The organism is Brevundimonas naejangsanensis (genome assembly GCF_003627995.1).
Lineage (GTDB): Bacteria > Pseudomonadota > Alphaproteobacteria > Caulobacterales > Caulobacteraceae > Brevundimonas > Brevundimonas naejangsanensis_B.
The window spans coordinates 1,151,108-1,172,650 of record NZ_CP032707.1; the positions used below are offsets into that span (position 1 = coordinate 1,151,108).

The 21,543-nt window shown below is 70.7% G+C and carries 24 protein-coding genes, 1 tRNA gene and 1 pseudogene; 13 read left to right on the forward strand and 13 right to left on the reverse strand.

The annotated features are described in order from the left end of the window. Positions 1-56: 56 nt before the first annotated feature. On the forward strand, positions 57-1,319 hold the full coding sequence (locus D8I30_RS05390; protein ID WP_121481828.1) for a Glu/Leu/Phe/Val family dehydrogenase: 1,263 nt from the start codon (positions 57-59) through the stop codon (positions 1,317-1,319). Positions 1,320-1,411: 92 nt separating this feature from the next. Continuing rightward, positions 1,412-1,636, forward strand: a complete 225-nt coding sequence (locus tag D8I30_RS05395; RefSeq protein ID WP_121481829.1) for an oxidoreductase — start codon at positions 1,412-1,414, stop codon at positions 1,634-1,636. 216 nt (positions 1,637-1,852) lie between these two features. Here D8I30_RS05395 and D8I30_RS05400 read toward each other — a convergent pair. From D8I30_RS05400 to hemC, 3 genes are all read right to left on the reverse strand, one after another. Then, positions 1,853-1,928: transfer RNA gene (locus D8I30_RS05400), tRNA-Thr, on the reverse strand. A gap of 44 nt (positions 1,929-1,972) precedes the next feature. Further along, positions 1,973-2,668: a uroporphyrinogen-III synthase gene (locus D8I30_RS05405; protein ID WP_121481830.1), complete on the reverse strand. Its 696-nt coding sequence runs from the start codon at positions 2,666-2,668 to the stop codon at positions 1,973-1,975. Positions 2,669-2,672: 4 nt separating this feature from the next. Next, positions 2,673-3,617 carry a hydroxymethylbilane synthase gene (gene hemC / locus D8I30_RS05410; RefSeq protein ID WP_162938812.1) on the reverse strand — a complete coding sequence of 315 codons (945 nt, stop codon included), beginning with the start codon at positions 3,615-3,617 and terminating at the stop codon, positions 2,673-2,675. 46 nt (positions 3,618-3,663) lie between these two features. On the opposite strand from hemC, the gene tsaD reads away from it, so the two are divergent. Genes tsaD through D8I30_RS05425 form a run of 3 tightly spaced genes read left to right on the forward strand, consistent with a single transcriptional unit; the run spans position 3,664 to position 6,222 of the window. Beyond that, complete coding sequence (tsaD, locus tag D8I30_RS05415) at positions 3,664-4,800, forward strand: tRNA (adenosine(37)-N6)-threonylcarbamoyltransferase complex transferase subunit TsaD (protein ID WP_121481831.1); 1,137 nt, start codon at positions 3,664-3,666, stop codon at positions 4,798-4,800. A gap of 40 nt (positions 4,801-4,840) precedes the next feature. Further along, positions 4,841-5,839, forward strand: coding sequence for an NAD(P)H-dependent glycerol-3-phosphate dehydrogenase (locus D8I30_RS05420; RefSeq protein WP_121481832.1), 999 nt, complete (start codon positions 4,841-4,843; stop codon positions 5,837-5,839). After that, positions 5,839-6,222, forward strand: a complete 384-nt coding sequence (locus tag D8I30_RS05425) for a Rieske (2Fe-2S) protein (RefSeq protein WP_121481833.1) — start codon at positions 5,839-5,841, stop codon at positions 6,220-6,222. Before D8I30_RS05420 ends, D8I30_RS05425 begins: the two co-directional genes overlap by 1 nt. 42 nt (positions 6,223-6,264) lie before the next feature. Here D8I30_RS05425 and D8I30_RS14360 read toward each other — a convergent pair whose 3' ends face one another. The 6 genes from D8I30_RS14360 to D8I30_RS05450 all read right to left on the reverse strand — a co-directional run bounded on the left by D8I30_RS14360 (position 6,265) and on the right by D8I30_RS05450 (position 11,191). After that, on the reverse strand, positions 6,265-6,432 hold the full coding sequence (locus D8I30_RS14360) for a hypothetical protein (protein ID WP_162938813.1): 168 nt from the start codon (positions 6,430-6,432) through the stop codon (positions 6,265-6,267). 76 nt (positions 6,433-6,508) lie between these two features. Beyond that, a complete protein-coding gene (locus D8I30_RS05430) occupies positions 6,509-6,982 on the reverse strand; it encodes a phasin family protein (protein ID WP_121481834.1) in 474 nt (157 codons plus the stop codon). Between the two features lie 20 nt (positions 6,983-7,002). Continuing rightward, positions 7,003-7,782, reverse strand: coding sequence for a creatininase family protein (locus D8I30_RS05435; protein ID WP_121481835.1), 780 nt, complete (start codon positions 7,780-7,782; stop codon positions 7,003-7,005). A 108-nt stretch (positions 7,783-7,890) separates the two neighbouring features. Beyond that, positions 7,891-8,490 carry a TetR/AcrR family transcriptional regulator gene (locus tag D8I30_RS05440; RefSeq protein WP_121481836.1) on the reverse strand — a complete coding sequence of 200 codons (600 nt, stop codon included), beginning with the start codon at positions 8,488-8,490 and terminating at the stop codon, positions 7,891-7,893. Continuing rightward, the gene (locus D8I30_RS05445) at positions 8,490-10,088 is read right to left on the reverse strand and encodes a DHA2 family efflux MFS transporter permease subunit (RefSeq protein WP_121481837.1); all 1,599 of its coding nucleotides are present in this window, start codon (positions 10,086-10,088) and stop codon (positions 8,490-8,492) included. The genes D8I30_RS05440 and D8I30_RS05445 overlap by 1 nt, the downstream gene beginning before the upstream one ends. Further along, entirely contained in the window at positions 10,085-11,191 is a 1,107-nt protein-coding gene (locus tag D8I30_RS05450) for an HlyD family secretion protein (protein WP_121481838.1), read from the reverse strand. Before D8I30_RS05450 ends, D8I30_RS05445 begins: the two co-directional genes overlap by 4 nt. Before the next feature lie 137 nt (positions 11,192-11,328). Here D8I30_RS05450 and nth point away from each other — a divergent pair, with 137 nt between their 5' ends. Next, positions 11,329-12,093: an endonuclease III gene (gene nth / locus D8I30_RS05455; RefSeq protein ID WP_121481839.1), complete on the forward strand. Its 765-nt coding sequence runs from the start codon at positions 11,329-11,331 to the stop codon at positions 12,091-12,093. 187 nt (positions 12,094-12,280) lie between these two features. On the opposite strand, the gene D8I30_RS05460 is transcribed toward nth, so the two are convergent. Continuing rightward, positions 12,281-13,171, reverse strand: coding sequence for an ATP-grasp domain-containing protein (locus D8I30_RS05460; RefSeq protein ID WP_121481840.1), 891 nt, complete (start codon positions 13,169-13,171; stop codon positions 12,281-12,283). Positions 13,172-13,293: 122 nt separating this feature from the next. On the opposite strand from D8I30_RS05460, the pseudogene D8I30_RS05465 reads away from it, so the two are divergent. From D8I30_RS05465 to D8I30_RS05485, 5 genes and pseudogenes are all read left to right on the forward strand, one after another. Beyond that, positions 13,294-14,315, forward strand: a pseudogene (locus tag D8I30_RS05465) (adenosine kinase). Between the two features lie 235 nt (positions 14,316-14,550). Further along, complete coding sequence (locus D8I30_RS05470; RefSeq protein WP_121481841.1) at positions 14,551-15,270, forward strand: heme ABC transporter permease; 720 nt, start codon at positions 14,551-14,553, stop codon at positions 15,268-15,270. 14 nt (positions 15,271-15,284) lie between these two features. Beyond that, positions 15,285-15,437: a heme exporter protein CcmD gene (gene ccmD / locus D8I30_RS05475; protein ID WP_121481842.1), complete on the forward strand. Its 153-nt coding sequence runs from the start codon at positions 15,285-15,287 to the stop codon at positions 15,435-15,437. Continuing rightward, positions 15,434-15,997, forward strand: coding sequence for a DsbE family thiol:disulfide interchange protein (locus D8I30_RS05480; protein WP_121481843.1), 564 nt, complete (start codon positions 15,434-15,436; stop codon positions 15,995-15,997). The genes ccmD and D8I30_RS05480 overlap by 4 nt, the downstream gene beginning before the upstream one ends. A gap of 69 nt (positions 15,998-16,066) precedes the next feature. Further along, positions 16,067-16,300 (forward strand): hypothetical protein, encoded by a 234-nt coding sequence (locus D8I30_RS05485; RefSeq protein WP_121481844.1) that lies wholly within the window; start codon positions 16,067-16,069, stop codon positions 16,298-16,300. A 60-nt stretch (positions 16,301-16,360) separates the two neighbouring features. On the opposite strand, the gene D8I30_RS05490 is transcribed toward D8I30_RS05485, so the two are convergent. The 3 genes from D8I30_RS05490 to ftsY form a co-directional block, all read right to left on the reverse strand. Beyond that, positions 16,361-17,035, reverse strand: a complete 675-nt coding sequence (locus D8I30_RS05490) for a MarR family winged helix-turn-helix transcriptional regulator (protein ID WP_121481845.1) — start codon at positions 17,033-17,035, stop codon at positions 16,361-16,363. A 348-nt stretch (positions 17,036-17,383) separates the two neighbouring features. Beyond that, positions 17,384-18,028 carry an inner membrane-spanning protein YciB gene (locus D8I30_RS05495; RefSeq protein WP_121481846.1) on the reverse strand — a complete coding sequence of 215 codons (645 nt, stop codon included), beginning with the start codon at positions 18,026-18,028 and terminating at the stop codon, positions 17,384-17,386. Between the two features lie 6 nt (positions 18,029-18,034). After that, positions 18,035-18,970: a signal recognition particle-docking protein FtsY gene (gene ftsY, locus D8I30_RS05500; protein ID WP_121481847.1), complete on the reverse strand. Its 936-nt coding sequence runs from the start codon at positions 18,968-18,970 to the stop codon at positions 18,035-18,037. Between the two features lie 163 nt (positions 18,971-19,133). Here ftsY and D8I30_RS05505 point away from each other — a divergent pair, with 163 nt between their 5' ends. Continuing rightward, entirely contained in the window at positions 19,134-21,179 is a 2,046-nt protein-coding gene (locus D8I30_RS05505) for an NAD(+) synthase (RefSeq protein ID WP_121481848.1), read from the forward strand. Positions 21,180-21,278: 99 nt separating this feature from the next. Then, positions 21,279-21,503 carry an alkylphosphonate utilization protein gene (locus D8I30_RS05510; RefSeq protein WP_121481849.1) on the forward strand — a complete coding sequence of 75 codons (225 nt, stop codon included), beginning with the start codon at positions 21,279-21,281 and terminating at the stop codon, positions 21,501-21,503. Positions 21,504-21,543: the final 40 nt, after the last annotated feature.

Consider the following 21,543-nt stretch of genomic DNA (forward strand, 5'->3'; position numbering starts at 1 on the left):
TATTTGTCAGTTTCTTGCTGTGAAGCTGGCTCGCGCCAACCGCTTTTGGAATAAAAATGCCCAATCCGAATATCCTCGACTCGGCTCTGACCCGCCTCGATGAGGCCGCCCGGCATGTCCAGATCGACAGCGATGTGCTTGAAAAGCTGAAATATCCCCGCGAGACGATGAAGGTGCGCCTGCTGATCCGCATGGATGACGGCTCGCGCAAATCCTTCCTCGCCTGGCGCTGTCGCTATGACGACACCCGCGGCCCGACCAAGGGCGGCATCCGCTTCCATCCGGACGCCACGGCCGAGGAGGTCGAGACCCTGGCCTTCTGGATGACGGTGAAATGCGCCGTCACCAACCTGCCCTACGGCGGCGGCAAGGGGGCGGTGCAGGTCGATCCCAAGAGCCTGTCCAAGGCCGAGCTGGAGCGGTTGTCGCGCGCCTATGTCCAGGCCTTCGCCGGCATCATCGGCCCCGACCGCGACATTCCCGCGCCTGACGTCTACACCAACGCCATGATCATGGGCTGGATGGCCGATGAATACGCCTCCATCCAGGGCCAGTCGGCGCCGGCCGTCATCACCGGCAAGCCCATTGCGCTCGGCGGCTCTCTGGGCCGCGAGGACGCGACCGCGCGCGGCGGTTTCTATCTGACCCGCCACCTGACCGAACGGCTGGGCCTGCCGACCGAGGGGCTGCGCGTCGCTGTGCAGGGTTTCGGCAACGCCGGCCAGCACGTGGCGCGCCTGTTCCGCGACGTCGGGGCCAGGATCGTCGCCGTCTCGGATTCCGGCGGCGCCGTTTACGCCGCGGGCGGCCTGGACGTGGACGCCCTGCTGGCCGCCAAGGCGGCGGGCAAGTCGGTGACCCAGGCCGCGCACGGCGGCCAGGTGATCCCGGCCGACGACCTGATCGCCGTCGAGTGCGACGTCCTGGCGCCCTCGGCCATGGAGGACATGATCCATGGCGGCAACGCCGCCAGCGTGCGCGCCAGGGTGGTTCTGGAGCTGGCCAACGGCCCCATCACGCCCGAGGGCGACCGCATCCTGGCCGACAAGGGCGTCATCGTCCTGCCGGATATCCTGGCCAACGCCGGGGGGGTCACGGTGTCCTATTTCGAATGGGTCCAGAACCGCCAGGGCTACTACTGGACGCTGGACGAGGTGCACGCGCGCCTGCGCACCATCATCGAGACCGAGGGCGACGTGGTCTGGTCGATCGCCGAGGACAAGGGGGTGACCCTGCGCACCGCCGCCTACATCCACGCCCTGGGCCGCCTGGCCGCCGCCATCGAGGCCCACGGCACCCAGCAGTTCTTCACCAGCTAGGGCGTCGGGTTTTTCCAAAGCGTCGCACTTCCGATCGTCTGCCTGTCACCGAACTCCGGCAAGGGGCGGCGGCGTCGGTCGGGAGTGCGCGCATGGACGTCTTCTACTGTCTGATCCACACGCCGGAGGCGATCACGCCCGAGTTGTGCGTCCTGCCGGGGGGCACCGAGCTCGACGCCATGCGTGGCCTGACCGAGGTGGCGCGCGACTGGCCGCGCCTGGAGCGCATCGACCTCTATCGCGGCAATTGCGAGGTCCGCAGCTTCGTCCCGTCCGATCTGGCGACCCTTCGGTTTCCTCGCGCCCTGGCGGCCTGACGTCCACGCATGACGGCCCCGTCGCAGACATTGGCGTGATCGTGACGGGTGAAAAGAGAAGTGGTGCCGCTTAGGTGACTCGAACACGCGACCCCCTCATTACGAAGGCGAGCTCTCGTGAGGGCACTCCCCACTGCATACCCACGCAACTCCCAAGCCAAAGCGCCTTCCGGCTCATCCCGGCCGGGCGTCAAAGCTAGTGGTGCTCTGGAAAGGTGGTGCCGCTTGCGTGACTCGAACACGCGACCCCCTCATTACGAATGAGGTGCTCTACCAGCTGAGCTAAAGCGGCTCCGGCGTCGTCCGCATGAGGCGCGGGCGAGCGAGGAGGGCTCTTTATACGGGAGCGGGGGGCTTGCCAAGAGCCGATAGCATCGCCGGTTCGTCCGGGGCGGCGGCGATGCGGATTTCGGCGAAATCGAAGGGGCGCAGGGGCGCGGCGGCGGCCTCGGAGATGCAGATCGCGACGCGGCCGGATGAGGCGGGGCGGGGCAGGTCGGCGGCCAAGGCGCGGGCGGCGCGCGGGGAATGCAGCATCACCGCATCGAAGGCGCCGGGCGCGGGCGCATGCGTCTCGAAGGCGGCGTAGGTCGGCAGGCGCTGGACGGGGCGGCCGGGCAGAAGGGCGGGCAGGTCGCCGGCGGGTTCGCGGGCGCCGGGGGCCAGCAGCGGGCCGGGCGGGGCTTCGGCGGCGATCAGGCGGGCCAGGGCGTGGATGTCGCCGGCGGCGGAGCGGACGTCGGCGAAGCCCGCGGCGCGGGCGGCCTGGGCGGTGGCGTCGCCGACGGCGAAGACGGGGTGGTCGCGAAAGCGCGGGATCAGGGGAGCGAAGGCCTCGACGCCGTTGGGGCTGGTAAGGGCGAGGACGGCGACGGATTCGGGCGTCGGCGCGGCGTCGAGGGCGCCGGGCAAGGGGGCGAGGGTCAGCAGGGGGGCGACGATCGGGGTGAAGCCGAGGGCCGCCAGTCGGTCCGCCGTGCGGGCGGCGCCCGGCTCGGCGCGCGTGACCCAGACGCGGCGGATCGGCGCCACGGCCCTAGAGCGCGATCTTCTGGTCGCCGGCGACAGCCTGGACCTGGCCGCCGAGCTCGAGGCCCAGGGCACGGGCGGCGGCGTGATCGGCTTCTGCGGCGATGTCGCCCGAGCGGGTCCAGCGGCTCGAACCGTCGGGGCTGAGCATTTCCGTGGTCAGGTGAAGTCGGCCGTCCGCGATGTGGGCATAGGCGCCGATGGCGGTGCGGCAGGAGCCTTCCAGCGCAGCCATGGCCCCGCGCTCGGCGGCGACGGCCAGGGCGGTGGGGGCGTGGTTCAGGGCGCGGGTCCAGGCGGCGTCGACGTCGCCCTCGCGCGTCTGCAGGGCCAGGGCGCCCTGGCCCGGCGCGGGCAGGAAGGCGTCCAGCGGCAGGCGCTGGCGAATGACTTCGCCCAGGCCGAGGCGGTTGAGACCCGAACAGGCCAGGAGGATGGCGTCGAAGTCACCGTCGCGCAGCCGCTTGAGCCGGGTGTCGACGTTGCCGCGCAGCATCTCGATGTTGAGGTCGGGGCGCAGGGCCAGGGCCTGGGCCTGGCGCCGCAGCGAGGCGGTGCCGAAGCGGGCGCCCTGGGGCAGGTCGGCGAAGGTCGCGTAGTGCTCGCTGATGAAGGCGTCGCGGGGATCTTCGCGCTCGGGCACGGCGGCGATGGCCAGGCCGGGGGGCTGTTCGGCGGGGACGTCCTTCATCGAGTGAACGGCGACGTCGACGCGGCCGTCCAGCAGGGCTTCCTCGATCTCCTTGGTGAACAGGGCCTTGCCGCCGACTTCCAGCAGCCGGCGGTCCTGGATGCGGTCGCCGGTGGTGACGATCTCGACCAGGGGGACAAGGGTTTCGATCTCAGCCTCGGGCACGCCCAGGGCTCGGCCGATGGCGCGCTGCATCATGCCGGATTGGGCCAGAGCCAGGCGCGAACGCCGGGTGCCGATGCGCAGGAGGGGTTGAGTCACGTCGAGACGCCGTTGCGAAAGGGGGGCGGGCCGCTAACTCCGCCCGATGACAATGGACGCGGACTATAGCAGGGCGGCGGACGGGGCAACCGGACCGGACCGGGACGGTTTGACCGTGCTGGGTCTGGAGACCAGCTGCGACGAGACCGCCGCCTCGGTGGTGCGTCTGGCGGCGGCGGGCGCGCAGGTGCTGTCCAGCGTCATTCACAGCCAGATCGACGATCATGCGGCCTATGGCGGGGTGGTGCCGGAAATCGCCGCCCGCAGCCATGTGGAGATGATCGACGGCGTGACGCGCCGTGCCATGAGCGAGGCCGGGCTGAACTGGAGCGGGCTGGACGGCGTGGCGGCGACGGCGGGGCCGGGTCTGGTCGGGGGGGTCATGGTGGGCCTCAGCTACGGCAAGGCGGCCGCGCTGGCGCGGGGGCTGCCGCTGATCGCGGTCAACCATCTGGAAGGCCATGCGGTGTCGGCGCGGCTGGGGGCGGAGACGACCTATCCCTTCCTGCTGCTGCTCGTCTCGGGCGGGCATTGCCAGTTGCTGGAGGTGCGCGGCATCGGCGATATGAGCCGGCTGGGCACGACCATCGACGACGCGGCCGGCGAGGCCTTCGACAAGATCGCGAAGGCCTTGGGGCTGGGCTATCCTGGCGGGCCGGCGCTGGAGAAGCTGGCGGCGTCCGGCGACGGGTCGCGGTTCGAGTTGCCGCGCGCCCTGCTGGGGCGCAAGGACTGCGACTTCTCCTTCTCGGGGCTGAAGACGGCGGCCTCGCGTCTGGCCCAGACCTGCGAGACGGAACAGGACCGGGCCGATCTGGCCGATGCGGTCCAGAAGGCGATCGCCCGCCAGCTGGCCGAACGCTCCGAGCGGGCGATGAAGGATTACGCCGAGCAGCACGAGCACCGCTTGTTTGTGGTGGCGGGGGGCGTGGCGGCCAACAAGACGATCCGGCGCACGCTGGAGGATCTGGCGACGAAGCACGGCTTCGCCTTCCTGGCGCCGCCCATGGCCTATTGCACTGACAACGCGGCCATGATCGCCCTGGCGGGGGCCGAGCGGCTGGAGAAAGGCCTGGTCTCGGACATCGATGTGGCCGCCCGGCCGCGATGGCCTCTGGACGAGGCGCGCGCGAACGTCGATCCTGTGCACAAGAAGACGGGCCGCAAGGGCGCCAAGGCGTGAGGGCCCGGCGCCCCGGCGGGGTCGGGGGACCGGAGAGAGTATGACGTTTCAAACTGCGGGAGTGATCGGCGCGGGCGCCTGGGGCACGGCCCTGGCCCAGAGCGCGGCGGCGGCGGGCCTGAAGGTGACGCTGCAGGCGCGCGAGGCCGAGGTCATCGACAGCATCCGCGCGCGCCGAATCAACGAGGCCTTCCTGCCGGGCGTCGAGCTGGACCCCGGCATCGCCGTGACGCCGGACCTGGCCGACCTGGCCGACTGCGACCTGATCCTGGCGGTGCCGCCGGCCCAGCACATGCGTGCGACGCTTGCGGCCTTCGCGGCGCACGCCCGGCCGGGCCTGCCGATCGTCCTGTGCTCCAAGGGCATCGAGCGCGGCTCGCTGAAGCTGATGACCGACGTCCTGGCCGAGACGATTCCCTCGGCGACGGCGGCCGTGCTGTCGGGGCCGAGCTTCGCCGCCGAGGTAGCGCGCGGCCTGCCCAGCGCCGTGACCCTGGCCTGCGCCGACCTGGAGATGGCCGAGGTCCTGGCGGGCGCCCTGTCGGGCCCCGTCTTCCGGCCCTATTTCGCCGACGACCTGATCGGGGCCGAGACGGGCGGGGCGCTGAAGAACGTCCTGGCCATCGCCTGCGGCATCGTCGAGGGGCGCGAGCTGGGCCGCAGCGCCCACGCCGCCGTCATCACCCGCGGCTACGCCGAGATCGTGCGCGTGGCGACGGCCCTGGGCGGCAAGGCCGAGACGGTGGCGGGCCTGTGCGGGGTCGGCGACCTGGTGCTGACCTGCTCCAGCCCGCAGTCGCGCAACATGAGCCTGGGCCTGGCCCTGGGCCAGGGGTTGAGCGTCGAACAGGCCCTGGCCGGCAAGCGGTCGGTGGCCGAGGGCTATGAGAGCGCCCCGGCCGTGCGCGAACTGACGCGCAAGCTGGGCGTCGACACGCCGATCTGCGAGGCGACGGCGGCCGTCCTGGCCGGGGAGCTGACCGTCGATCAGGCGATCGAGAGCCTGATGAACCGCCCGCTCAAACCCGAGCGCGAATAGTGGCCGAGGAGACGCCGGCGCCGACGGAGCGCCAGCGGGTCTGGAAGACGCCGCCGAATGTGCCCCTGTGCCTGGAGGCCGACCTCGCCGACCCCGGCGCGCGCGGCTTCGTCCTGCAGATCGGCGAGGCCTATTTCCACGGCTTCGTGGTGCGCAAGGACGGCCAGGTCGCGGGCTGGATCGACCGCTGCCCGCATGCGGGCTTTCCCATCGCCGTCGAGCTGGATCGATATCTGACGCCGGACGGCGCCCTGATCCTGTGCGGCTGGCACGGGGCGGCGTTCGAGCCCCTGACCGGCGCCTGCGTGGCCGGGCCGTGCGCGGGCGGCAAGCTGACGCCCTGGCCGGTCGAGGTCCGGGACGGGCTCATCCGTACGGCGTGAGAAAAAGAGCGGGGCGAGCGGCGGCGCTCGGCGGCGTCCCGCCTACTTCTTCGGCACCAGCTTGGGGTCCTTGGTGAAGGCCTCGTCGACCTCTTTCTCGGTGATCCGCTTGGAGGGATCGCCCGGCTGGTTGAGGTTCTGCTCCTCGGTGCCGTCGCCCATCATGCCGGGATGAGGGTCCTTGGGGGCTTTCGGGTCCTTGTCGGCCATGGCCGGCTCCTTCGCATCCGATGATGCAAAAGCAATCCGGGCGGGCCGTAGGGCGTTCCATTCCGCCCGCGCGAAATTAGCGTTTCAAGCGTCGCGCATTGGCCGTGGCGGCGGCGTGGACGGGGGCCAGGGCGCGTTCCTGGGCCTGCAGCGCCGCGTCGCAGAAGGACCAGCCGTCGGTCACGGCGCGGCCCCAGGCCCCCATGGCCCAATTCGTCTGGGCGGCGGCGAAGGCGGCGGGAGTGTCGGCGCGGGCCAGTCGCGCCAGGCAGTCGGCGGCCTCGGCCCCCTCGCGCGCGGCCAGCCGCCCGGCCTGCTCGGCCAGGTCCAGGGCGTCGGCGCAGGCGGCCCCGGCCGAGGCCGCCAGGGCCTCGACCTTCTCCGTCCCCATCCGGCCCAGTTCGGCGTGATCGGCGCGCAGGGGATCGGCCAGGGCCTCGCCCAGGATCTCGAGCCGCCGGGCGATGACGGCGGCCGAGGCCTCGGCCAGCTCCTGGCCGGCCTGGGCGTTGCGCAGGGCGTGGCGGGCCGTCTTCTGAATGGGGCTCATGCCACGACCCTGGGCTGGTTTCAGGCGACCGGCAAGACTTCCTGCGCGAACTCCGTCAGGTCCTGGATCAGGGCCGGGACGGCGGCGTCGATGATGCGCTGGCCCTTCTCGGGCGTCGCCTGGGCCGGGTCCGAGCCGATGCGGCCGTCGGGGAAGCGGGCGCGATAGTCGTTGGCGTCGCGGATCGGGCCGAAGGGGGCGATCTTCGGCTCATAGGCGGCGGTCTTGATCCGGTCGGGATAGCCGGCCTGGGTCACGGCGATCTCGGACGGGGTGGCGTGGCTGCCGTGGCCGGTCGGGAAGATCTCCTCGCACAGCTTGTGCACGCCCGGCAGGTCCCACCAGTTGCGCAGCTTGAGCACGAAGGGCGGGCGCTCGGCCCAGGGCTCGGGCGTGAAGGACCAGTCGGCGTAGATCTCGGCGAAGGCGGCCTCGATGGTGGCGACGTTGCCGCCGTGGCCGTTGAGGAAATAGATGCGCTCGAAGCCGTGGCGCGTCAGCGACGACACCCAGTCGGCGATCGCCGCCATGAAGGTCGACGGGCGCAGGGTGATGGTGCCGGGGAAGGCCAGGTGGTGCTGGGCCATGCCGATGTTGAAGGTCGGGGTGATGACCAGGCTGTCGTCGCCCTTCTCGGCGGCGTGGGCGATGATCTCGGGGCACAGCCAGTCGGTGCCCAGAAGGCCGGTCGGGCCGTGCTGCTCGTTCGAGCCGATCGGCACGATCACCGTCTTGGACAACAGGGCGCCCGACTTCAGGCGTTCGTCGATCTCGGGCCAGGACGACAGGTGGATCAGCATGGGCAGGGGCTCCGGCGGGCGGAAAAAAAGGGACGGGGGCGGCTTTACGCTGATCCGCCGCCCTGGCCAATGCGGGGCCAATCCGGGGCCAGACGGCGCTTCTCCGGCTCAGTCGGGGGCGAAGGCGCGCACGAAGCGGCGGGCGACCTCGCGGGCGCGGGCGGGAACGTCGTCGACGGCCGGATGCGGCAGGCCCAGCACCGAACGCAGGTGGCCGTGGCCCAGGGCCATGCCCGCGAACATCTCGGCGGCGGCCCGGGGGTCGGGCACGGTCAGGCGGCCCAGGCGGTCCTGCTCGGCCAGCCAGACGCCGATGCGGCGCACGCTCTCGCCCGGTCCGGCCTCATAGATGATGCGCGCCAGGTCGGGCGCCTCGGGCGAGACCAGGGCCACGCCGCGCAGGGAGGCGCCCTTGTCGTCCAGGCAGATGCGGCGGATCAGGGTCTCGGCGATGGCGGCCAGGACGTCCTCGGCCGCGGCGCCGGACTGCAGCGGGGCGGTCACGGCGTCCGAGCGCTGGGCCGCCAGGGCCCGGCCGATGTCGAGCTTGGTGGGATAGCGGTTGTAGAGGGTCTGTTTCGACACCCCGGCGCGGCGGGCGATCTCGGCCATGGAGGTCCGGGCGCCCTTCTCCCTGAACAGCTCGGCCGCGGCGCGCAGGATGGCGCGGCTCTTCTGCTCGTCGACCTGGCCGAGGGCGCGCGGCATCAGTGGACCTCCGAGGCGGCCGAGGCGGCGGGCTTCACCGGCTGCGACAGCAGGGTCAGGAAGGCGGCGCAGGCGCAGCCGACCGCCAGCAGGGCGAAGGCGTCGCCGAAGGCCAGGGTCGTGGCCTGACGCTGCAGCAGGCCGTAGATCGCCTTCATCGCCGCGGCGTGCGGGTCGATCGAGCCCGAGAAGCGTTCGGCCAGGCCGGCGATCATCCCTTTCACCCCGGCGTTGGTCTGGTCGATGGCGCTGGTCAGCTCGACCATGTGCAGGGCGGTGTTCTGGGTCAGGGAGGTGTTGAGGATGGCCAGGCCGAAGGCGCCGCCGACGTTGCGCGCCAGGTTCACCAGGCCCGAGGCGTTCTTGACCATGTGCGGCGGCAGGGTGGCCATGGTCACCTGCTGCGAGGCGATCATGGCGATCATGACGCCGACCCCGCGCATGGCCTGGATGCCGGCGAACTCCCAGAAGCCCCACTGGTCGGTCACGGCGTGGGCGTCCCACATGCCCCAGGCCGCCAGCATGAAGCCGACGAACATGAGGATGCGGGCGTCGACCTTGCGCACCAGCCGCCCGGCGAGAGGGCCGGTGGCGAACATGGCGAGCCCCGAGACCACCATGGTGGTGCCGACCTCGGCCGCCGAATACTCGCGCACCCGGCCCAGGAACAGCGGGAGCAGGAAGGTGCCGCCGAACAGGGCCGCTCCGACGATGAAGGTCATCAGCACCCCGACCACGAAGTTGCGGTTGCCGAAGGCGCGCAGCTCGACGATCGGATTGCGGTAGCGCAGCGAGCGCCAGACGAAGGCCGGGCCGCAGACGGCGGCGACGACGCCGAGCAGCAGGATCTTGTCGTCGGCGAACCAGTCCTCCTTGGCCCCTTCCTCGAGGACGAACTGCAGGCTCATCAGGAAGGCGGCCATCAGGCCCAGGCCCCACCAGTCGAACCCCTTGGCCAGGCGCGGGTCGCCCTTGTCGAAATGGGCGTAGCGCCCGACCAGGAACAGGACGACGACGCCCGGAAACACGTTGATGAAGAACAGCCAGCGCCAGCTGAGCCATTCCGTCAGGTGGCCGCCCAGGGTCGGGCCGACCGTCGGGGCCAGGGTCACGATCAGCCCCATGATGACGCTGGCCGTCACCCGCCGCTCGGGCGGGAAGGCGGTGAAGGCGACGGCGAAGACCGTCGGGATCATGGCCCCGCCGACGAAGCCCTGCAGGGCGCGGAAGAAGATCATCATCTCGATCGACGACGACAGGCCGACCAGGACGCTCATCACCAGGAAGCCGAGGCAGGAGGCCAGGAAGACCTTCTGCGTGCCCCACAGCCGCGACAGGTATCCCGACAGGGGGATCATCACGACCTCGGGGATCAGATAGGCGGTCTGGATCCAGCTGATCTCGTCGGCCGAGGCGCCGATCCCGGCCTGGATCTGCGGCAGGGAGGCGGCGACGATCTGGATGTCGAGGATGGCCATGAACTGGCCGATCACCATGCCGGCGAAGCCGAGCAGCAGGACGGCCCAGTTGATCTCGGGCGGGGCGGGTGGAGCGCCCTCCGCCGCCGTTGGCGTCGTCGGGGCCGCGGCCTCGGTCACCGGGCCGCCTCGGCCAGGGCGGTCTCGCCCACATGGGCCTCGGCGAAGGCGGCGCCGCCGCGGCTCTTCAGGTCGACCTTGACCTCGACCGACAGGCCGGGCCGCAGGACGATGGGCCGACCCGAGGCGTCGCGCTCGACGACGATGCGGACGGGCACGCGCTGGGTGATCTTGGTGAAGTTGCCGGTGGCGTTCTCGACCGGGATCAGGGCGAACTCCGAGCCGGTGGCCGGGGCGAAGCTGTCGACGCGGCCGTGCAGCGACCGGCCGGGGAAGGCGTCGGCCTTGATCTCGACCTCCTGGCCCAGGCGCATGCGCCCGACCTGGGTCTCCTTGAAGTTGGCCACGACATAGGCGTCCTGCAGCGGCACGACCGACATCAGCTGGCCGCCGGCCTGCACCACCTGGCCGACGCGCACGCCGCGCGCCCCGACCACGCCCGAGACGGGAGCGCGGATGACGGTGCGGTCCAGGGTCAGCTTCGCCTGCTCGACCAGGGCGCGCGCCTGCTCCACGGCGGCCACGCTCTGCTGGCGCGACGAGCCCAGGACGGCGACGGCGCGCTGTTCGGCGGTCAGGGCGGCCTGGGCCTGGGCGACCGAGGCGCGGGCGGTCTCGGCCGTGGCGCGCTGGGTCTCGATGCGCTGCTGCGACACCCAGCCCTGGGCGGCCAGCTTGGCGTAGCGGTCGACCTCGGCGTGGGCCAGGTTGGCCTGGGCCTCGGCCTGGGTCACGGCGGCCGCGCGGGCGGCGACGGTGGCCCGTTCCTGCTCGGCGCGGGCGTCGACATTGGCCACGGCGGCGCTCAGGGCCGCCAGATTGGCCTCGGCCTGGGCCAGGGCGGCGCGGGCGTCGGCGTCGTCGAGCCGGACCAGCACCTGACCGGCCTCGACGCGCTGGTTGTCCTTGACCAGGACCTTGACCACCTCGCCGCCGATGCGGGGGCTGACGGCCACGGTGTCGGCCTGGACGAAGGCGTTGTCGGTGCCTTCCCACCTCTGCTTGCCCTGCCACCAGACGACGCCCCCGGCGATCAGGCCGAGGCCGATGACGCCGGCGACGAGGAGGGGCAGACGCTTCTTGAGCGGGGCGGGGAGGGCCATGGGCGGACAGCTCGTTTCGATTGCGGCGCGTAAAATGGACAGGAGCGTCCAGAATACAACCCTGAGCCGCGCCTTTTTGTCGCAACGTGTCGCGCGGGCGACGTTGACGCCGCGCGCCGGGAAGGCGAAGCGGGGACATGGCTCCGTTGAAATCCGCCTCCCGCCAGAAAAAGATCGTTCAGAAGGCGGGCCTCGCCCCGCCGCCCGGCAAGCGCTCGCGCCAGCCGAAGACGGCCCCCGTCGGCGCGATCATCGCCTGGCCGCCGGACGAGGATCGGGTCGAGGCGATCTTCACCCGCCTGGCCGGGGTCATGCCGGACCCCAAGACCGAGCTGGAATTCGTCAATCCCTACACCCTGGTGGTGGCCGTCGCCCTGTCGGCCCAGGCGACCGACGTGGGGGTCAACAAGGCCACGCGCGCCCTGTTCGCCGTCGCCGACACGCCGCAGAAGATGCTGGCCCTGGGCGAGGAGGGGCTGATCCCGCTGATCTCCTCGATCGGCCTCTATCGCACCAAGGCGAAGAACGTCATCGCCGCCGCGCGGATGCTGGTCGAGAAGCACGGCGGCGAGGTGCCGCTGAACCGCGCCGACCTGCAGGCCCTGCCGGGCGTCGGGCGCAAGACCGCCAGCGTGGTGCTGAACGAACTGGGCATTGAGCCGGCGATCGCAGTGGACACCCACGTCTTCCGCGTCTCGCACCGGTTGGGGCTGGCCAATGCGGCGACGCCGGACAAGGTCGAGGCCCAGCTGCACCAGGTGGTGCCGGAGGCCTGGCTGCCCAAGGCGCACCATTGGCTGATCCTGCACGGCCGCTACACCTGCCTGGCCCAGCGGCCGAAGTGCGCGGGCTGCGTCATCTCCGACCTGTGCCCGTCGCGGGCCAGCTTCATGGGGGTTTAGGGCCTGCTTCTCTTTCGTCATCCTCCGGCAAGCGGCGCAGCCGCGCAGACCGGGGGACCCAGCGGCGCCGAAGGCGATCTTCTCGCAAGCGCCGCCTCCGCGTCTTTCGCGCTCACGCGCGCCGCTAGGTCCCCCGGCCTCCCCCACTTTCGCGGGGGGCGCCGGAGGATGACGAAAGAAGAGGGGGCTAGCGCTCCAGCCGCGCCCGCACCGCCTGGCCGAAACGGGCGCCCGCCTGGGGCGCGGCGGCCAGGTAGAAGTCCGGCTCGATCAGTTCGGCCTCCATCAGCACCCAGTCGCCCTTGTCGTCGCGGGTCATGTCGATGCGGGCGTAGAGCAGGTCCTCGTCGATGGCGGCCAGGGTCCGTTCGGCCAGGTCCAGCGCGCCCTGGGGCGCCGTGTCCAGCGCCTGATAGCGGCCGCCGAACTGGGTCTGGATGCGGAACTCGCCCGCCGGGCCGGGGCGCTTGTTGACGACGTGGCTGAGCTCGCCGCCGAAGAAGAGCAGGGAGGTCTCGCCCTCGGTCTCGATGGCCTTGAGGTAGGGCTGGATCATCGTCCCGCCGACCGGGGCGTCCGCCAGCGCCTCGTCCAGCAGGTCGCCCGCCGCCACGCGCAGGGTGCGCCAGGCGCCGCCCGAGACGGTCGGCTTGACGATCAGGGCCTCGGCCCCCGTGGCGGCGAAGGCGGCCTCGACCACCCCGGCGTCGACGTGGTCGGCGAAGATCGTCGGCGGGATCGCCACCCCCTTCTCGGCCAGGCGGGCCAGGTAGCGCTTGTCGGAGTTCCAGCGCAGGGTCTCGGCCGGATTGGCCAGCGGCGCCTCGGCCTCGGCCCAGGTGGCGCAGGCCTGCAGCCAGCGGTCGTGGTCGCGGTGGTAGCCCCAGGCCAGCAGCGGCAGGACCAGGGGAAAGTGCGCCAGGGCGCGGGCGTTCTCGACATGGTCGGTCCAGGGGGTGGGCCGGGCCGTGACGCCCGCCGTGGCCAGGGCCTCGGACAGCTTGTCCAGCACGCCGGGCCACAGGGTCGAATAGGTGGGATCGGCCGGATCGGGGGTCAGGACGGCGACGTCGGTCAAGGCGTATCTCCGCAAGGCCCGGCATGGACCGTGTGCAACAGGTCGGACTGCTTAGGCTGCTTTTGCGTGCGGGCGAAGCCTGGACGCTGGCGCACGCACGCGTCGCCCGCTATGGGGCGCGCATGACCCAGACCCTGCCTGCCTTCGCCCGTAACGCCCGCTTCGACGTCTGCGCCGTGGGCAACGCCATCGTCGACGTCCTGGCCCCGTGCGAGCCGGCCTTCCTGGAGGCCAAGGGCCTGGTCCCCGGCTCGATGCAACTGGTCGACGAGGCGCAGAGCGCGGCCCTGTATGAGGCCATGGCGGCGGGGGTCGAGGCCTCGGGCGGTTCGGCCGGCAACACGGTGGCGGGCGTCGGCTCCTTCGGCGGCCGCGCGGCCTATGTCGGCAAGGTGGCCAAGGACACCCTGGGCGAGGTGTTCAGCCACGACATCCGCGCCGTCGGCGTCCACTTCGCCACCCGGGCGCTGGAGGACGGCGCGGGCACCGGCCGCTGCCTGATCAACGTCACCCCGACGGCCAGCGCACCATGTGCACCTTCCTGGGCGCCGCCAACCAACTGACCGTGGCCGACGTCGACGCCGAACTGATCGGCGACAGCGCCGTGGTCTATCTGGAAGGCTATCTGTTCGACCCGGCCCCGGCCCGAGCCGCCTTCGAGGCCGCCGCCGCCGCCGCCCACGCGGCGGGCCGCAAGGTCGCCATCACCTTGTCGGACGCCTTCGTGGTGCACCGCTGGCGCGCCGAGCTGCTGGACTTCATCAAGACCTCGGCCGACATCGTCCTGGCCAATGAGGCCGAACTGCACGCCCTGTTCGAGACCGAGAGCTTCGACTACGGCGCCGCCCACCTGGGCCGCATCGTCGAGGTCGCCGCCGTCACGCGCGGGGCCGCCGGATCGGTCCTGTTCCGCGGCGACGAGCGGGTCGAGGTCGCCGCCTATCCGGTCGAGAAGGTGGTCGACACCACGGGCGCCGGCGACCAGTACGCCGCGGGCGTCCTTTTGGGCCTGTCGCGCGGCCTGTCGCTGGCCGAGGCCGGGGCCCTGGGCTCGCTGGCCGCGTCGGAAGTGATCGCCCACTGGGGGCCGCGCCCGATGGTCAGCCTGGAGGCGTTGGCCGCCGAGCACGGGCTGAGCCTGTAGGTCGAGCCTCGTCCCGGGGGCATTGTCATCCGTCATCCTCGGGCTTGACCCGAGGATCGAGGGAAGCGGCGCGCTCCTCCGCGCCAATGTCGCGCAGGCGGACAGCCCGATCCTCGGGTCAAGCCCGAGGATGACGGCGTAAGAAGAGAGGATGGCGGCGTAAGAAGAGCTGCGACAAGGAGTCGGACGTCGCGCCCGCTTGCCGTCGGGCGCGGGGCCGCGTAATCGGCGGCCCATGTTCGGCCTCGCCAATCCCGACCGCTTCATGCGCTTCACCGGCCCGGTGGTCCCGGCGCTGTGGGCGCTGGCGCTCGGCCTGCTGCTGCTGGGGACGTGGTTCAGCTTCACCGCGCCCGCCGACTATCAGCAGGGCGACACGGTGCGGATCATGTTCATCCACGTGCCGGCGGCGTCGCTGGGGCTGATGGCCTATGCTGCCCTGGGCGTGTCCAGCTTCTTCGCCCTGGTGTTCCGTCATCCGCTGGCCGATGCGGCGGCGCGGGCGGCCGCCCTGCCCGGCGCGGCCTTCACGGCCCTGGCCCTGATCACCGGCGCCCTGTGGGGCCAACCCATGTGGGGGACGTGGTGGGTGTGGGACGCGCGCCTGACCTCGGTTCTGGTGCTGTTCCTCTTCTACCTCGGCTACATGGCCCTGCGCGCCTCGATCGACGACGAGCAGAAGGCCGCGCGCGCCGCCGCCGTCCTCGGTCTGGTTGGCCTGATCAACCTGCCGATCGTGAAGTTCTCGGTCGACTGGTGGAACACCCTGCATCAGCCGGCCTCCCTGCTGCGCTCGGGCGGGACCAGCGTCGATCCCGCCTTCCTGCCCGCCCTGCTGACCATGATGGCGGCCTATGGGTTCCTGTTCGGGGCCATCTGGCTGACCTCGATCCGCACCGAGATCCGCCGTCGCCGCGTCCTGACCCTGCGCGCCCGCGCCGCCCTGGAAGCCTGACAAGGAGACCCGCCGTGCTCGACCTCGACATGGGCCGCTACGCCGCCTTCGTCTGGCCCGCCTGGGGGATCAGCGCCGTGGTCCTGGCCGCCCTGTCGGCGCGCGCCCTGATCGCCGCCCGCCGCTGGAAGCGCGAGCTGGCCCGGCTTGAGGAGGCGCGCAAATGAAGCGCTGGCTGGCCCTTCTGCCCATTCTGGCCCTGGTCGTCCTGGCCGTCTTCCTGATGACCCAGATGGACCGGATGGCGGGCGACCCCGCCGCGGGCCCGACCTACAAGCCCGACGCCCTGGTCGGCCAGCCGATCCCGGAGACGACGGTCCTGCCGATCCTGGCCGACGGCCGCGAGACCGACGACCTGCTGGACCTGAAGACGGCGGGCGTGGGCAAGCCCATGATCGTCAACCTGTTCGCCAGCTGGTGCGCCCCGTGCCGTCTGGAGCATCCGCAGCTGATGAAGCTGAAGGAACAGGGCGTCGCCGTGGTCGGCGTGGCCTACAAGGACGACCCCGTCGCCACCGCCGCCTTCCTGGAGGAGCTGGGCGATCCCTATCGCCTGGTGCTGGTCGACCGCGAGGGCCGGGCAGGGCTGGACCTGGGCGTGTCGGGCGTGCCGGAAAGCTTCGTCGTCGACGCCTATGGGACCATCGTCGCCAAGTCGTCCGGCCCGGTGCTGACCGACGCCGACCTGCAGAAGCTGATCGACGCCCTGAAGGCCCCGGCGCGCTGAGCCGCTCGCCCGAAACAGGGTGAATTATGCATTAACCATATCTAGACGAAGCCGGGGCATGGTGGGGCCATGTCCGCGATTTCATCCGAGCGGCCGGCCTTTCCGCCTCCGGCGGGCGGCGCGGCCCACGCCCTGAGAACGGCCCAGTCGGCCTTTTTCCGCCAGGCCATGGGTCTGGCGGCGCCGATGGCGGTTGAAGACGCCGACGTGCAGGAGGCGGCGGCTGCGTCGGCCGCCGTGGAGCAGCGGGCTCCGATCTCGCGATTCCAGCGCCCCGGCTCCCTGCTCGATATTCGGGTCTGAGGCAGGCGGTCCAAAATCCGCTCATCCCGGCGTCCGCCGGGATGAGCGGGAAGAGGGCGTTCAGCCCTTCGCGGCGTCCTTGAGCGGGACCACGACGGCGCCGGCCTGATCCTCGGTCTGAGGCTGGTCCGTCGCCACGACGTCAACCGCACCCTTTTTCTTCTTCTTGCCCCGGCCGTCGCCCTTGGCGTCCGTGTCCTTGCGAGCGGCCTTCTCCGCCTTCTTGGCCTCCTTGGCGGCCTTCTTCGCCGCCTTGACCTCGGCGCGGGCCTGTTCCGGGGCGGCGTCGGCGGCGTCGGACAGGTGGGTCAGCAGATCGAGGAAGCCCTCGCGCTTGGACTTGGGCAGCAGGGCCATGATGCGCCTGTCCGCGGCCTCGACGCGGGGGCGGGCGGCGATCAGGGCGGCCTCGCCCTGGGGCGACAGGCGCACCGCCTTGGCGCGCGCGTCCAGAGCCGAGCGCTCGCGCTCCAGCAGGCCCTTGGACGTCATCCGCGCCACCAGGTCGGCCAGGGTCGAGCGGTCGATGCCGGTCGCCTTGACGAGGTCGGTCTGGGTCAGGCCCGAGCGGGCGGCCACGGCCTCCAGCACGGCGAACTGGCGCTGGGTCAGGCCGTCGGGGCCGGTCTCCTCGGCGTAGATGTCCAGCGCCAGCTGCAGCGCCCGGTGCATCAGGTGGCTGGGCGAGTCCGCCAGCCCGCCCTTGATCTTCGCCTGCTTGCCCGACTTGATCATCGTCCTCGTTTCCGAACCCGCCCAACGCCGGCCGAGGCCGGATCATGCTGCGAGTGCTAACAGTCAGGCTTAACGCTTTGACGACGCAAACGCTGACGGTTTGAAGACATTTAGTGGGCCTACCGCGCTTCGCGCTGCTTGAGGCCGTTATTAAGCGGGCCTGCCGCGCGTTCGCGCTGCTTGAGGCCCGGATTGGGTGATCGAATCCTTCTACAGCTCCGTCATCCTCGGGCTTGACCCGAGGATCGGATTGTCCGCCTGCGCGTGGGAGGAAAGCATAAGTGCGCTGCTAGGCTCGATCCTCGGGTCAAGCCCGAGGATGACGGCTGATGGAAGCTCGCCCCAGCCCTAAAGCCCCGTGTCAGGGGAGATGGGGCCGGGCTCCTCGTCCTTGATCATGTTCTTCATGATCAGCGGCACCTGGCACAGGCCGAAGATGGAGGCGGCGATCCACAGCACGCCGCGAAAAGCCGTCCAGACGGCGTTGGCGTCGGGCGTGCCCAGGTTCAGCATCGACCACAGGGCGGCGACGGCGGCGGGGCTGCGGAACACCTCATTGGCGACGGCGACGGCCAGGAAATAGAGACCGTAGCGGAAGGTCAGGGTGCGCCAGGCCTGATCCGTCACCTTGATGGCCGAGCCCAGCAGGGCCTTGAACGGATATTTCTTGAGCGGCAGGGAGCCGAGCAGGACGACGGCCAGCAGGCCGTTCTGCACTGTCAGCTTCAGCTTCACGAACAGGTCGTCGTCGGTGACGATGGTCAGAACCCCGAAGATCATGGCGAAGCCGCCGGTGATCAGGGGCAGGGGCGCCAGACGGCGCTCAACCAGGAAGCCGACGGCCAGGGCGATCATCGAGGCGATGACCAGGACCCAGGTGGCCTTGATCATGTCGCGGGTGATGAAATAGGCGGCCATGAAGGCCGCCAACGCGCCGAAGTCGACGGCCTGACGGATCCACTGCGGGCGCTTGGTCTCGGTCGCTTCACTCATACGCTTCTAGTCCTCAAGCCCGACCAGAGACCGGGAAAACGCGCGCGCGTCGAAGGGTTGCAGGTCGTCGACGCCTTCGCCGACGCCGATCAGCTTGATCGGGGCGTCCGAGGCCTGGGCCACAGGCACCAGGACGCCGCCGCGCGCGGTGCCGTCCAGCTTGGTCATCACCACGCCCGAGACATAGGCGGTGCGGCCGAAGATCTTTTCCTGCTCCAGGGCGTTGCGGCCCACGGTGGCGTCCAGCACCAGAAGGGTTTCGTGCGGGGCGTCGGGGTCGACCTTCTTGAGCACGCGGACGATCTTCAGCAGTTCGTCCATCAGGGTCGACTTGTTCTGCAGCCGCCCGGCGGTGTCGATCAGGACCACGTCGTAGCCCTCGGCCTTGGCTTTCGTATAGGCGTCGAAGGCCAGGCCGGCGGCGTCGGCGCCGTCGCGGCGGCTCTCGAAATGGGCCCCGGCGCGGTCGGCCCAGACCTTCAGCTGTTCGCGGGCGGCGGCGCGGAAGGTGTCGCCGGCGACGATCATCACCCTGGCGCCCCTGGCCGTCAGGTCCGAGGCGATCTTGCCCAGGGTCGTGGTCTTGCCCGAGCCGTTCACGCCGACGAACAGGACGACATAGGGCTTGGGTCCCGACAGCGGGTCGAACGTCGCCTGGCGCGGCAGCAGCTCGGCGGCCACGGCCTCGGCCAGGGCTTCCTTGACCTCGCGCTCGTCGGAGCTCTTGCCGAAGCGCAGGGCGCGGAAGCGTTCGACGATGCGGGCCGAGGCGGCGGGGCCGAGATCGCTCTCGATCAGGTGCTCCTCCAGACGCTCCAGCGCCTCCTCGGACAGGGGCTCCTTCACGAAGGTGGAGACGACCTGGTCGGTCATCTGCTTGGAGGATCGGGACAGACCCGCGCTCAGCCGCTGGAACCAGCCTTTTTTGGGCGTATCGCTCATGGGCAGAGCCTTAGCCGACGGCGGTTCTCAGGTCACTATAAACCGCTCAGGGCTTTGGCGTGGCGGCGCGAGCCTATATGGATCGAACGGTCTTAGAGATCGGACGCCGCGCCTCGCGGCTCTCACTGGATCCCGGCGTCCGCCGGGATGAGCGGAAAGATTGATGGCGAAGACGCACTCCTTCCACGCCCCGCGCCGCCACGGCTTCGTGCGCGTCGCCGCCGCCACCCCGGTGGTCCATGTCGCCGATCCGGCCGCCAACGCGGACGAACACGAACGACTGATCCGCCAGGCGGGCGAGAAGGGCGTGGACCTGCTGGTCTTCCCCGAGCTGTCGCTGAGCGCCTACGCCATCGACGACCTGCACCTGCAGGCGGCCCTGCTCGAAGAGGTCGAGCACCAGATCGCGCGCCTGGCCGAGGTCGCGGGCGAGGCCGGGGTGATCGTCGCCGTGGGCGCGGCGCTGCGCAACGGCGACGCCCTGTTCAACTGCGCCGTGGTGCTGGGCGGCGGCGAGGTTCTGGGCGTGGTCCCCAAGACCTATCTGCCCAACTACCGCGAATACTATGAGAAGCGCTGGTTCGCGCCGGCCGCCAGCCGCAGCGAGGACGCCATCCTGCTCAATGGCGAGAGCGTCGATTTCGCCCCGGGCCTGGTGTTCGAGGCGACCAACCGGCCCGGCTTCGTCTTCGCGGTCGAGATCTGCGAGGACTTCTGGGCGCCGTTGCCGCCGTCGACGCGGGCGGCGCTGGCCGGGGCGCGCATCCTGTGCAACCTGTCGGCCTCCAACATCGTCATCGGCAAGGCCGACGAGCGCGCCCTGCTGTGCGCCAGCCAGTCGGCCCGCACCCTGTCGGCCTATGTCTTCACCGCCTCGGGCTGGGGCGAAAGCACCACGGACCTGGCCTGGGATGGCCAGGCGACCATCCACGAGTTGGGCGCGTGTCTCGCCTCGGGCCAGCGGTTTGCGCTGGAGAGCCATCTGACCGTCGCCGACGTCGACGTGGACCGCATCGGCCTGGACCGTCTGCGCAACGGCACCTTCTCCGACTGCGCCCGGATCGAGGGCGAGGCCGCGACCGTGGTCCCGTTCGAGGCGGGGGAGGGGCCAGACGGCGCGTTGATCCGCCCTCTGGACCGCTTCCCCTTCGTGCCGGACGACGCCGCGCGGCTGGATCAGGACTGCTTCGAGGCCTTCAACATCCAGGTCCAGGGGCTGATGCGGCGGATGACGGCGACCGGGTCGAAGACCCTGGTCATCGGCGTCTCGGGCGGGCTGGATTCGACCCAGGCCCTGCTGGTCGCCTGCCGCGCCTTCGACCGGCTGGAACTGCCGCGCACGGGCATCCTGGCCTACACGATGCCGGGCTTCGCGACGTCCGAAGGGACGAAGTCGAACGCCTGGGCGCTGATGCAGGCCCTGGGCGTGACCGGGGCCGAGATCGACATTCGCCCCGCGGCCGAACAGATGCTGCGCGACATCGGCCATGCCTTCGCGAACGGCGAGCCCGTGCACGACATCACGTTCGAGAACGTCCAGGCGGGCCTGCGCAGCGACTATCTGTTCCGCCTGGCCAACCAGAACCACGGCTTCGTCCTGGGCACCGGCGACCTGTCGGAGCTGGCGCTGGGCTGGTGCACCTACGGCGTCGGCGACCACATGAGCCACTACAACGTCAACGGCGGGGTGGCGAAGACCCTGATCCAGCACCTGATCCGCTGGGTGGCCGAGCGCGGCCTGGTGGGGGAGGCGGCGACGCCGACCCTTCACGCCATCCTGGCCACCGAGATTTCGCCCGAGCTGGTGCCGGCGGGCGCCGACGGGGCGATCCAGTCGACGCAGTCGATCGTCGGCCCCTATGCGCTGAACGACTTCTTCCTGTTCTACGTCAGCCGCTTCGGCTTCAAGCCGTCCAAGGTCGCCTGGCTGGCGCATCAGGCCTGGGGCGACGCGACGACGGGGACCTGGCCGGTCGGCCTGCCGGAAGCGGAGCGGGTCGCCTATGACCTGCCGACGATCAAGGCCTGGCTGCGGAAGTTCCTGATCCGCTTCTTCCAGACCAGCCAGTTCAAGCGCTCGGCCGTGCCGAACGGGCCCAAGGTGGTGACGGGCGGGTCGCTGTCGCCGCGCGGCGACTGGCGGGCGCCGTCGGACAGCAGCGCGCGCCTCTGGCTCGACGAACTGGATAACAATGTTCCCGACGCCTGACGGCGTCGGATTTGAGGCCTATCGCGCTTCGCGCTACTTGAGGCCGATTCCTTCCCAGCGGGTTCGCCGTCGCGCGCGCCCGCCTTCTGCGAGACGACCATGACCGATGACGTGACCAAGGACTCCAACGGCAACATCCTGTCGGACGGCGACAGCGTGACCCTGATCAAGGACCTGAAGGTCAAGGGCTCGGGCGGGGTGACGCTGAAGCGCGGCACCCTGGTCAAGAACATCCGCCTGACCGGCGACCCCGACGAGATCGAGGCCAATGTCGAGAAGGTGCGCGGCCTGGTGCTGCGGACCGAGTTCGTAAAGAAGGCTTGATGCTGGGCCTACCGCGCTTTGCGCTGCTTGAGGCCGCATA